The organism is Mycobacterium sp. 4858, assembly GCF_900240975.1.
Taxonomy (GTDB): Bacteria; Actinomycetota; Actinomycetes; order Mycobacteriales; family Mycobacteriaceae; genus Mycobacterium.
Genome location: NZ_LT968776.1, coordinates 2,195,568 through 2,207,703, shown reverse-complemented (window position 1 = coordinate 2,207,703; position 12,136 = coordinate 2,195,568). Strand labels below are relative to the sequence as shown.

At 65.9% G+C, this 12,136-nt stretch carries 11 protein-coding genes; 9 read left to right on the top strand and 2 right to left on the bottom strand.

Annotated features, from left to right (window positions below; translation table 11 throughout):
• The first annotated feature begins 3 nt into the window (after positions 1–3).
• Positions 4–1,440, top strand: a complete 1,437-nt coding sequence (locus C1737_RS18865; RefSeq protein ID WP_102419190.1) for a CCA tRNA nucleotidyltransferase — start codon at positions 4–6, stop codon at positions 1,438–1,440.
• Between the two features lie 5 nt (positions 1,441–1,445).
• On the opposite strand, the gene C1737_RS26750 is transcribed toward C1737_RS18865, so the two are convergent.
• Entirely contained in the window at positions 1,446–1,772 is a 327-nt protein-coding gene (locus tag C1737_RS26750) for a hypothetical protein (protein WP_158243979.1), read from the bottom strand.
• A gap of 397 nt (positions 1,773–2,169) precedes the next feature.
• Positions 2,170–3,699 carry a hypothetical protein gene (locus tag C1737_RS18855; RefSeq protein WP_102419188.1) on the bottom strand — a complete coding sequence of 510 codons (1,530 nt, stop codon included), beginning with the start codon at positions 3,697–3,699 and terminating at the stop codon, positions 2,170–2,172.
• A 127-nt stretch (positions 3,700–3,826) separates the two neighbouring features.
• On the opposite strand from C1737_RS18855, the gene C1737_RS18850 reads away from it, so the two are divergent.
• The 8 genes from C1737_RS18850 (at position 3,827) to eccB (ending at position 12,136) form a co-directional block, all read left to right on the top strand.
• Complete coding sequence (locus C1737_RS18850) at positions 3,827–4,336, top strand: pullulanase (RefSeq protein WP_102419187.1); 510 nt, start codon at positions 3,827–3,829, stop codon at positions 4,334–4,336.
• Positions 4,337–4,435: 99 nt separating this feature from the next.
• Positions 4,436–4,765 carry a DUF2563 family protein gene (locus C1737_RS18845; RefSeq protein WP_102419186.1) on the top strand — a complete coding sequence of 110 codons (330 nt, stop codon included), beginning with the start codon at positions 4,436–4,438 and terminating at the stop codon, positions 4,763–4,765.
• Positions 4,766–5,123: 358 nt separating this feature from the next.
• Positions 5,124–5,477: a hypothetical protein gene (locus C1737_RS27235; protein ID WP_233214788.1), complete on the top strand. Its 354-nt coding sequence runs from the start codon at positions 5,124–5,126 to the stop codon at positions 5,475–5,477.
• A gap of 372 nt (positions 5,478–5,849) precedes the next feature.
• Entirely contained in the window at positions 5,850–6,398 is a 549-nt protein-coding gene (locus tag C1737_RS27230) for a hypothetical protein (protein ID WP_102420023.1), read from the top strand.
• On the top strand, positions 6,388–8,565 hold the full coding sequence (locus C1737_RS26745) for a DUF5631 domain-containing protein (protein WP_158243978.1): 2,178 nt from the start codon (positions 6,388–6,390) through the stop codon (positions 8,563–8,565). Before C1737_RS27230 ends, C1737_RS26745 begins: the two co-directional genes overlap by 11 nt.
• Positions 8,566–8,683: 118 nt before the next feature.
• Positions 8,684–9,628: a hypothetical protein gene (locus tag C1737_RS18820; RefSeq protein WP_199182877.1), complete on the top strand. Its 945-nt coding sequence runs from the start codon at positions 8,684–8,686 to the stop codon at positions 9,626–9,628.
• Positions 9,629–9,815: 187 nt separating this feature from the next.
• Positions 9,816–10,646: a transglycosylase gene (locus tag C1737_RS18815; RefSeq protein WP_102420021.1), complete on the top strand. Its 831-nt coding sequence runs from the start codon at positions 9,816–9,818 to the stop codon at positions 10,644–10,646.
• Positions 10,647–10,648: 2 nt separating this feature from the next.
• Positions 10,649–12,136, top strand: coding sequence for a type VII secretion protein EccB (gene eccB, locus C1737_RS18810; RefSeq protein WP_102419183.1), 1,488 nt, complete (start codon positions 10,649–10,651; stop codon positions 12,134–12,136).

Genomic DNA, 12,136 nt, shown 5'->3' with positions numbered 1-12,136 from the left:
AACGTGCCCGAAGCCGATGTGGAGCTGCTTGCCGCCGCCGCAGTTGCCCTGAACCAACACGCGCCGATGCTGCGCGAGCTGGGTTCGGCGTTCCAGGCCGCAGGGAGTGAGCTGTACCTCGTCGGCGGCTCGGTGCGAGACGCCGTGCTGGGCAGGCTGAGCCCCGACTTGGACTTCACCACCGACGCTCGCCCCGAACAGGTGCAGCAGATCTTGCGGCGCTGGGCCGACCACTTGTGGGACACCGGCATCGAGTTCGGCACCATCGGGGTCGGCAAGGGTGAACACCGCCTGGAGATCACCACGTTTCGCGCCGACGCCTACGACCAGGTGTCGCGCAAACCCGCGGTGCAATACGGCGAGCGCCTCGAGGACGATCTGGTGCGCCGCGATTTCACCGCGAACGCGATGGCCGTGCGCATCACGCCGGACGGGCCGGGCGAATTCCTCGATCCCCTCGGCGGTTTGGCGGCCCTGCGCGATCGGGTGCTCGACACCCCGGCCGCACCCGAGGTGTCCTTCGGCGATGACCCGCTGCGGATGCTGCGTGCGGCCCGGTTCGTCTCGCAGCTAGGCTTCGCCGTCGCGCCGCGGGTGCGCGACGCGATCGAGGCGATGGCCCCCGAGCTGGCGCGGATCAGCGCCGAACGGGTGGCCGCCGAGTTGGACAAGCTGCTCCTCGGCGACGACCCGGTGTCCGGCATCGATCTGCTGGTGCAGACCGGGATGGGCGAGGTCGTGCTGCCCGAGGTCGGCGGCATGCAGATGGCCATCGACGAACATCACCAGCACAAGGACGTCTACCAGCATTCGCTGACGGTGCTGCGGCAGGCGATCGCGCTGGAGGACGACGGCCCGGACTTGGTGCTGCGCTGGGCCGCGCTGCTGCATGACATCGGCAAGCCCGCCACCCGGCGGCACGAAGCCAACGGCGGCGTGAGCTTCCACCACCACGAGGTGGTGGGTGCCAAGATGGTGCGAAAGCGGTTGCGGGCGTTGAAGTATTCCAAGCAGATGGTCGAGGACGTCTCGCAGCTGGTTTATCTGCATCTGCGGTTCCACGGGTACGGCGAGGGGAAATGGACCGATTCCGCGGTGCGCCGCTACGTCACCGACGCCGGGCCGTTGCTACCGAAACTGCACAAGCTGGTGCGGGCCGACTGCACCACCCGCAACAAGCGCCGGGCCGCCCGGTTGCAGGCCAGCTACGACCGGTTAGAGGCACGGATCGCCGAACTGGCCGCCCAGGAGGATCTGGAGCGCGTGCGTCCGGATCTGGACGGCAACCAGATTATGACGCTGCTCGACATCCCGGCCGGCCCGCAAGTCGGCGAGGCGTGGCGATTCCTCAAAGAGCTGCGCTTGGAGCGCGGACCGCTGACGGCCGAGGAGGCGAGCGCCGAATTGCTGAGCTGGTGGCGCTCGCGGGGGAACCAGTAACGGCGTTAGGGATCAGGCTCCTGCTGGACGTGACGGCCCCCGCCCATCGGCCAGCGATGGCCCACCCGGTAGCCGATGTAGTAACAGATGGGTGGTGCCAGCCACAACAGGATGGACGCCACTGACGCGAGGAAGGCTTGGATGTGTTGACCGCGCGCGATTGGCAGCTTGCGGGAGCCGTCGTCGATGCCGGCTAACGCCCCCATGACGGTGAGGAGCGCGGTGCCGAGAATCATCTGCCAGGTCCAGCCCACCACATAGATCCCCACAGACACGATGCACGTCATCGACACCAAGATCCACCACATGTTGCGGGCGGATAGTGACCCCATCGCTGTCGGATAGCTGTCGTCCTTTGCCGCGGACCGTGGGTACCGCGGGGTGTCTTTTGGCGTCTCCTCGGTGCGTGAGATTGCATATATGCGGCCACCGATCTTGAGGTAGGGAGTACGCAGATACGCGTAAACGATCGCGGCGAACAGCGCTAAGAGCCCGATGCCGAAGCTTCCCGGCCATCCTCGAGGCAGAACTGCCAAGGCAAAACACAGCGCCGCGCTCAGCCAACCGAGCCAGTAAATTCTTCGCTGCACATCTCGATCGTCGACAACGACACTAGCGACGGCTGCGAAGAGCCCAAGGCAAATTCCGGCGACCAGTAGAGCCGTGGCCCACAGCGGGCTGCTGGACGAAACCGATGAGCCTGAACCGTAGGCCGTCATCTGCGGTGCGTCATTTATCGAAAACCCCACCAACAGCCCCGCCTAACTGCTCGCCGCCGAATCCGACTATCGCGGCTCCGAGTATGGCACCGACGAAAGCTCCCTCTGGCCCAACAACGGAGCCCGCCAAGGCGCCGCCTCCTGTCGCTCCCAACCAGCCGCCAGCAATGCTGCCGCCGGCCTTGCCAATGGTGGTGCCGAGCCCAGCGCCGTGCATGTAGTCGTTGGCGGCCAACGCCACCTCAACGAGCGTCCCTCCTCGGCCGAGTGTTTTGCCCACCTTCTCAAACGCCTCGATGTCGGTCGGAGTGAATGCATCGACCGCATGGCGGCCGCCTCGTGCGGCGACTGTGCCGTCGACACCAGCGGCACCCAGGGTCATGACCTGTCCTTGCTGCTTGACGATTTCTGCCCACGGGACCCCGCGTGTCACGCCATTGGCAACCGACATCGCCGCCGAGGGCGACATACCTTTGGAGACAAGGCCTCTCATTGCTTGTTGTGTCACGACGGCGCGGGCTTGTTGTTCGCCGTTGTCGAGCATCTGGGTGACCTGGTCGCGGGTCATCCTGGGCGCTCCGGAGAATCCCTGCTCAAGTTTTCTCTGCCACTCCAGCCGCATCTGTGCGCGGGCCCGCGCGTCGCTGCCCAGAACGCGGTCTACTGGCAGCGGGCCGTTGAAATGTGCCATGGCGAAATCATCGAGACGCTCACTGGCGAGTCGGCGAGTGTCGGCATCAGCGGTGGGGTTGGTAGCCGTGGCGTAGTCGCGTAAACGCGCTGCGGCATCGGCCTTTTCGGGCGTCATCCCACCGGCGGTGTTGACGAGCGCTTGGTCCAGCGGTCGTTGTTTCGCGTTGTAACCGTCGACGCCCCGCTGGTCGAGGGCACTATGGCTTGGTTGACCGTCGGCGTCCACGCCTTGGATCGGCGCGGGGTCGTACCCGTCCTGAGCGCGCAGTGTGGTCAGGGACTTTTGGAGTATGTCGGAATAGCCGTTGCGAAGCGCTTGCAGTTGTGCCACAGCGGATTTGGTATCCGCAATGGCCTCTTGGCCGAGGTCGTGAATGTGTTGGTCGACGAGGGTTTTCTCGGCGGCCGTCAGATGACCGGTATTTTCCAGGGCGATCGCTTTGCTGAGTTCGTTGTCGATGTCGTGCAGTTGGTCATTTAGGGTCGAGATCAATCCTGCGCCTGTCCGCTGCGCTTCGGCCAGTGCCGCAGCGATGTTCTCGAGGTCAGTCCCGATCTTGGGCAGCCGGTCGGCCTGCACACCCAGCGCTGTGACGGCGCGTTGCACTTCGGCAGAGTCGTTGATTGGGTTGTCGCCGCCTTGGCGGTTCCAGGCAGCCTCAAAACGGCGGCATGCCTGATCGAACGCTGCGCTCGCCTCGGCGGTGCAACGCCCCGCTTTGTGAAATGCCAAGGCCAGATTCGAAATCTGCAGCGGCTGACCGGCTTGGAGGCTGTCGTTGATTGCCCACGGATCGGCACCGGCCGCGCCAACCAGCGCCCCGACGTCAATGTGCAGGAACTGCATCGGATCCCCCACGACTCAGTGCTCGCCGAATCCGCTTGCCTGCCAGGCTACTAGAAGCAAGGTCGCGGCGGGTGCGCTTGTACGGTACGCGGGAACCGGCAGGTGTGATTACGCGTCGGATCTAATCATGGATTACTGCTTAAGCGGCGACGACGGTACGGCGGATATGTGGCACCACGACCTCGACGTTGATCTGGACGACGATGGCAGGCTCGACGCCTTCCGGCTGGACCTAGACGGTGATGGCTTGCATGACGACGCACTGTCGGATTTGGACGGCGACGGCATCGCCGATCACGCGGTGCTCGACCTCGACAACGACGGCACTCCGGAGGCTTACTTCACTGACGACGGATCCGGGACATGGGGAGTGGCCACCGAACAGGGTCGGCAACTGCGCTGGTTCGGGCTCGACGGCGCCGAACACACCGGCGGCCCACTGGTCGATTTTGACGGTCATGGTGACGTCAATGACCGACTCTTCGATATTGACGGCGACGGGATGGCTGATCGGGTGTTGTGCACCGACGAACGTGGCGTCACCGGCTACGTCGACACCGACGGTGACGGGAAGTGGAACGTCCGGCTGACGGATTCGGACGGCGACGGCCTGGCTGATGGGGCCAGCGCCTTGTAAACGCGGCAGCGGATAATCGATACGACGTGAATTGACCGCCGCCCTTCACGTATTTAGCCTGGTCAATACGGTTGCGTGGTCAGTTGGAAAGGGGTGGCAATGTTCGTCGACACCGCGCTCTTGCACTCCGGAGGTAACGACTCACACCGCGCGGGGGGCCATGCCCAGGAGGGGGCCGACCAACTGGCGCGGGGGCCGCTGGCGTCGGGAATGTTCGGTGACTTCGCCGCGGCCGATTCATTTCATTCGGCAGTGATAGCCGCACACACGCAGCACATGCAGACCCTGCAAGGGCATAAACAGACGCTGACCGATGTCGGCGCGAGGGCGCACTACGCTGCCAGGGGATTCACCGACATGGACCAGCACAATGCCGGCGAACTGCGGGCGGTGCGAGCGGGGGCCGCTACGTCGACGTCCGACATTTGATGCCAAGCTTGGCGGCTGCGGCTGCGGGGAACAGTGTTACTACATGGGGACCTTATTGAAGCGGTCTCTTTAGGTCGTTGATGTGCAGTGTACGTGGATAATTCAACGGAAGGGCTCCGACGGGCTGAGGCAATTCGAGGAGGGCCACATGGGGGATCTGCCTCCTAACTTCGGTGGACAACGGCCGATTGCCCCGCCGCCGGGTCAGTGGCAGCCGGCCTATCCGCCTGCACTCTCGAAGCGTCCAAGGACATGGCCGGCGACTGTCCTGGGATCGATCGCCGTTCTGCTGGGCGCGGTTGCCTTAGTTGTGGCGGGTACACGGTCGACAAATAACTCCGCTCCAGCCTCACCGACGATGTCAGCGCCGCCGACGTACACGACCGCGGACTCGGCTGCCGCACACAAGAAGCTTTGCGACGTCTATGCCGTGGCCGCACGTGCGGTCCAGATCGAAACGAACGGCGACAACCCGGCGTTCTCCGGCATTGCGGTTGTAAATGGCGCAGTAATGCTGGAGCACGTAGTGAGTACAAACCCCGCAATGCCGCCTGGTGACCGAGACGCCGCACTTGCACTAGCTGAGGCTTATAGTAATTCTCAGGCGATGGCTGCCAAAGTGCAGCAACGTGATGATCCGATATGGCAGTCAACGGTCAGTGATGTCAACGCCAAGGACTCTGAGATGAAGAGAGTTTGCGGTAGCGGGTGACCGCGGCCGCAGGCGCGCGCATGGCTAGCTTGGTACGAATGGTGTGACGAACCACGTTGATGTCAAGCCGGGGCTGGGGTGGGGATCAAGAGTCGCCGACACTCCTGTGTGCCCAAGCGAACTCCGTAGGACCAGGTTGCTAGTAGGCCGGTTCCTCGGATACAGCTAGAGCTTTGGAGCGCGTTGATAGCTCTTGCCGCCCTAGTGGCTGGCAACGAAGAATAGCCGCGTTCGAACCGAGGGTGTAGAGAAGCGCGCAGCAAACGGTGAATTGCTCGCCCCGCCGTTGCCTGTTCCACTATGGAGTGGAAGTGTGCACGCATAATCGGGGACCGGGTCCAATCGGGCTGCGTCGGCTTCGAGGAGGGGTACATGGTTGGGAATCAGCCTTGGGGGCCTGGCGGGGGGCCGGCAGCCCAGCCGCCTGTTGGAAACTGGCCGTCGAACTATTCCGGACAGCCGGCGCCCCGACCGCGGCCGTGGCAGGCGATTGCCTTGGCCGTGACGGCCGTTGTCGCCACCGCTGCTCTGGTCGTTGCGGTGGTACGGCCGACAGAGTCCCCAGCGCCGGCGACCACTTCTACGCCGACCTACAGCCCTGCGGAGGTCACGGCTGCTCAGCAAGAACTCTGCGACACATACAAGCTGGCCGCACGGGCGGTCCAGGTCGACACCAACGGCAGTGACAAAGCATTCGCGCGTATCGCGCTAACTAATTCGGCTGTCATGCTCAGCAACGCGGCCACTGATCCCGCTCTAGACGCGGAACACCGTAATGCCGCGCGAGCTCTCGCGGCGGCATATTTGACGGACACTGCAAAGAGCAGTGAGGGCGCCGCCACTGAAGCCGAGTTCCGGGCGGCGGTCGATGACGTGAACGCCAAGGACGCTGTAATGAAGAGGGTATGTGGTGGGGGCTGACCTTCCACCTGGCAAGTGGACGGTGGCGCTGATTGGGCCCTGGTGGCCAGCATCATCAACGGCTCTCCGAGCCGGCGCTCAACATTGGAGCCAGGCTTGTGCGGAACAGCAACTGTTTTCGGGAGATCTACGCAATCAGTGGGCAGTTGTTGCGGCGCATAACCAGGGCCACACGGCGGATGACTTGATCTCGAGGTATCAGCAAGGCGAAAAGTTCCATCTGGATCTCGCCGAGAAGTACCAAGCTAAGGCGTCGGCCTTCAATTCGGCCGCTGACGCCATCGACTACCTCCGAAGCCGGCTATCAGAAATAGCGAACACGGGCAACCAAGAAATCGATCAGATCCTCGCGTCTAAGAGACCGCTTCCGGAAAAGGTAGCAGAGGCGCAGGCTGTTCAGTTGCGTTGCAACGGAGATTCGGCGAACGCAAGTTTGACAGCGGTTGACAAACTCATGGCTGCGACCCAAAAAATCCTTGATGCCGAAGGTGTTGGCGGTGATGCGCGCACTTGGGCGCGCCAGAACGGCTTGAATCTCGATAATCCTCCGTCCCCACGTCCGCTGACCACAGAGGACCTAAGTCAGCCGCGGCCCGGCGCAGGTGGCTCCAACGGGAGTGGCAGCGCTAAGGCGGAGGAGGGCGCCGGAGCGCAAGCGTCACCGCCGGTGACGACAGGTACTTCGAACTGGGGAGCCGGTGGCAATGCGTCAACGGCCACCCATGGTGGCCCGCAGGTGCCGCCTCCGGCCGTCGGTAACTCAAGTTGGAGTGGTAACGGCGGGCCGCTTCCCCCTACACCACCCGTTGCGTCGTCACCTGGTGTGCACCTACCAAGCGGCGGGGGTGGATCGATGTCGTCCGGAATGCCCGGCGTGGGAGGCGGCCCGATGACAATGTCGTCCGCCGGTCTTGGACAAGGCGGAACGCCGAACCTCGCGCAGTCTTTCGCCTCCGGGATGGCGACGGGGCAGCAGGCAGGTGCGGGCGCACAGGGGTTGTCGTCAGGCGCGATGAACGCGATGGAGCAGGGCGCTGGTACGCCTCCGCAGACGGGGCCACCGGTGGGGACGCCGCCCGTGGCGCCGACTGCACCTAGCGCCGGGGTCTTCGTCCCGACGAGTGCTCCGGTTGACACCCCCCCGCCAGCCGCTTCAGCGCCGCCCACCACAGGTGGAGCCGCTCCGGTGGCGCCAGTAGTGACGGGTGGATCGTGGTCTGGATCGACATCCGCGGGTGTCGCCCCGAGTGTTCCCGCTGGGCCGTTGCCCGCCTACGGCTCCGACCTCCGGCCGACGGTCGCGACGCCACCTGCCATGCCTTCGGCTCCGGCGGGACCCGTCTCGGGCGCGCCGGTCGCGCCCTCGCCGGGATCCTCCCCGTCCGCGGGCGGACCGCTTGTTTCTCCGGTGGAGCGCGGGGCAGCGGGAGCGGCGGCCGGACAGGCAGGCGCGAACTCATCGGGCATGGTCGGCGCGTCAGCGATGTCAGCGGCAACCGGCGCTGCCGCCGGCTCGGTATCTAGCAGGGCAGTCGAGCAGCAGCGGCTGCAGCGGCTGGTCGATGCGGTCGCCCGACAGGAGCCGCGAATTTCGTGGGCGGCCGGGCTGCGTGACGACGGCACGACCACCCTGCTCGTTACGGATCTCGCTGGCGGATGGATTCCGCCCCACGTGAAGTTGCCCGCGCACGTGACCCTGCTCGAGCCAGCCCCACGGCGCCGAGACGCGACGGTGGTCGACCTGCTCGGTGCCGTCGTGGTAGCCGCCGCCCACGAGCACAACACCTACGTCGCCGAAGCGGACCCCGAGGCGCCCCCGCTGACCGGCGACCGGCCGGCCCGGTCCGCCGCACCGCAGGTAGACGAGCTCGGGCCCGCCCTCGTGGAAGCCGTGCGCCGCCGCGACGGACTACCTCGAATCGCGCAGGCGATCGCGGCGCCGGCCGTACGGCGTACGGGCGTACTCGAAAACGAAACTCAGCTCCTGCGCACGTGCATCGCCGATATCCAGAATTTAGTGCTTACGGCTTATCCGAATCATGACCCTGGCGTCGTGGGAGATTGGATGTTGCTCGCCGCAATTGAGGCGATGATCGATGGGCATCAGTACCTCGCGAATTACCACATGGCCTGGTTTGACGTCATCGGCCATCTCGCTGGCGCCTAAGGCCTTGCCCAAAATCCGAGGTGAATACCAATCTCAGCCTGCTATGCCAAACTGATAGAGCGCGCTTCAACGCGCACTAGGCGGCTGCAGGGTTTGCACGCGGGGTGGAGGTGAGGTCATGACCGGCGGCGGAGGCACGATCAAAAGCGCTCCAGCTGTATTGGGAGGTCTAGTCGGCGCGCCGGAAGCGCCGCCGCCGATGCCGTTTCCTCTGTCGTCAGGTGGAACCAGTCCGACCGACGGATGGCGGGGAGCGCTTGAAACTGCCGGCAACGCCGGTGTACCCAAAGACGCCGCAGACGCCGCCGCCGCTGACGCAGACCGTCGTGCTCACGCCGCGGACGCAGCCGCCAAATTTCCGGCGAATGAAGCCGATTCCCAACAGCAGATGCAAAACGTCGGTCAACAAGCCCCGCAGATGATGCAGCAGATGCTGCAAAGCATCACGGGTGCGCTCGGCGGCGCGGTCGGCGGCATCATGCAGCCGCTGACGCAGCTCCCGCAGCAGGCGATGCAGGCCGGCCAAAGCGCCATCCAGCCGCTGATGAGTGCGGTCCAGGGCGGCGCCCACGGAGCCGGACTGGCAAGCGACGCGCACCTTGTCGACAGCGTCGGCCCGGGCTCCGGAGCCGGCGGCGGCCTGGGCTCGGGCGGTGGCGGCGCGGGCCTGGGCGGTGGCGGCACTACCCCGGCCAGCTCGTTGGGTCCGCCTCCGGTGCCGACGTCATCCCCGCCGACTACCCCCGCCGGGGCGGCCAAGGGGGCGATGATGCCGCCAGTCAGCGGCGCGCCGACCGCGTCGGGGCAGAGCGGCATGGGCGGTATGGGGATGATGCCGCCCGGAGCGATGGGCGGCCACGGCGAAGGCGGCAACAAGGAGAAGGCTCCGGAGAAGCGGATCTCGGCGCCCGGCGTGCCCAACGGGCAGCCCGTCAAGGGCCGCCTGACGATGCCGCCGAGCCCGCCGGGGCCCAAGCCCGGTGAGGAGAAACCCACCGTGGTCACCAACCGGCCGAATCGCCGGATCGTCATCATGCCCAACGACGACGAGGCGAAGGAATAACCCGTTCCCGCTTCGCCAGAAGGTGAGTGGTCGGTCCACGCGCCCGGCAGTAGGGTCGCTACGTAATCGCTCGTTATTGACAGCGGAACTGCCGATTCGTGCATGCTATTGAGTACGGTTTTGCGCGGCCAGAGGGTGTGGGAAAAAGGGGACCAGGGTGGGGCAGTCATTGACTGATCCGCTGATGATGCACGCGGTGGCGGTCTTGGCCCGCGGCCACGCGCTGTTCGCCGGTGAGGCCGCCGCCGCCCGGGTCGACAAGACGCAGCATCACGCTGTCGTCAGAACCGAAGGCCTACCCGCCGCCGCGGCGCAAAGGTCGACAAACACGCTGAACGAAGTCCGCCAGGCGAGCACCACCGACCGCGCGCTGGCACGAATCATGACCGCGGCGCGCGCCGACCACGCGGACGCGAGGGTGACCACCCGGGCGAACCTCGACGACGCCAAAACCGACGCCGCGTCGACGCCCGACACGCCGATGGCGCGACGTGAAGCCATGGTCCGGATGGCGGCGAGGCTGCGCGCCCAGCACCGCCACATCCTAAACTCGCGCCGGCGGGCACGGCTCCTGGCGCTGCGGCTGCGGCGGCTGCGCTACCGACAGAGGGGGGCGGCGATGCGAGGCGGGCAGGGCAACGGCCGCGGGGCCGTCATGGCGGCGATTCGTAAAGCATTGGATATCAAGGGGATTCACGATCCGGCCGCACGTGTCCGCTGGGAACGCGGCATGGATTTGGTCGCTCGCCGCGAATCCAATTACAACGCCAACGCGGTTAACGGGTGGGATTCGAACGCGGCGCGGGGGACACCGAGCAAGGGTGCCTGGCAATTCATCGCACCCACGTTCGCGGCCTATCACGAGCCGGGCACGTCGCGCGATATCCACAACTTGGTGGCGCAGGCGTGCGCGTTCATCAACTATGCGATGGGCCGCTATCACGTCGCCGCGGACGCGTCGAATCTGGCCGATCTGATTCAGCAGGCCGATCCTCGCCGATCACCGAAGGGGTATTGAGCATGCCGCTGAGTTTGTCGAACCGTGACCAGAATTCCGGTCACCTGTTCTACAACCGACGGTTGCGCGCGGCGACCACCCGGTTCTCGGTCCGAATGAAGCACGACGACCGCAAGCAGACCGCCGCGTTGGTGTTGTCGATCTTGCTGGTGGCCATCGCCGCCGGGTGGATGATGTTACTGAACGTGCTGAAACCGACTGGCGCGGTTGGCGAATCGGCGATCATCGGCGACCGCGATTCCGGCGCGATCTACGCCCGCATCGACGGCCGGCTCTATCCGGCCCTCAATCTGACGTCCGCCCGGCTGGCCACCGGCACGGCGAACCCGCCGACGTGGGTCAAGCGCGGTGAGATCGCAAAGTATCCGACCGGGCCCCTGATCGGTATCCCGGGCGCGCCGGCGGCGATGCCGGTGAACCGCGGCGCGATCTCCGCGTGGGCCGTGTGCGACACGGCCGGCCGCCCGCGCAGCGGCGAGAAGCCGGTCGTCACGTCAATCGCGGGCACGCTCAACGGCGGTGACCGCGCGGCACCGCTGGCCGACGACGCCGGCGTGCTCGTGACGTTCGAGGGCAACACGTACGTGATCTGGGGCGGCAAACGTTCGCAGGTCGATCCGGCCAGCAGAGCGATCACCCTGAGCCTGGGCCTGGATCCGGGAGTGACGTCACCGGTGGAGATTTCGCGCGCGCTCTACGACGGGCTGCCGGCGACCGAGCCGCTGCGCGTCCCGGACGTCCCGCAGGCGGGCGCGCCGTCGACGTGGGTCTCCGGCTCGCAGGTGGGTGCGGTGCTGCAGGCCCAAACCGCCGGCGGCGGCAAGCAGTTCTACGTCCTACTGCCCGACGGCGTCCAGAAGATCACCAGCTTCGTCGCCGACCTGCTCCGCAGCGCCAACTCCTACGGGTCGACGGCCCCGCGCGTGGTGACCCCCGACGTGTTGGTCAACATCCCCCAGGTGAGCTCGCTGGACGTCGATTACTACCCGACCAAGCGCCTGAATTTCGTTGACACCGCGGCGAATCCGACCACCTGCGTCGGCTGGGAGAAGGGTTCGACGGATCCGCAGGCCCGCGTCGTCGTCTACAACGGGCGGGGCCTCCCGGTGTACTCCTACCTCGACGACCGGATCGTGCACCTGGTGCGCGACGACCGGGACCCGGCGTCGGTGGTCGCCAACCAGGTGCTGGTGCTGCCGGGGGCGGCCAACTTCGTCACCTCGACCAGCGGGGTGATCACGTCCGATTCGCGCGAATCGCTGTTCTGGGTGTCCGACAACGGCGTCCGCTTCGGCATCGCCGCAAACGATGACACGCTGCGCGCCCTTGGACTCGACCCGGCCTCGGCGGTACAGGCGCCGTGGCCGTTGCTGCGCACGTTCGCTGCGGGTCCGGCGTTGTCGCGGGAGGCAGCACTCGTGGCGCGTGACACCGTGCCGGCGCTCGGCAAGGCGGCTGTGGTGACGACATCGGCGAAGGCGGGAGGCTAG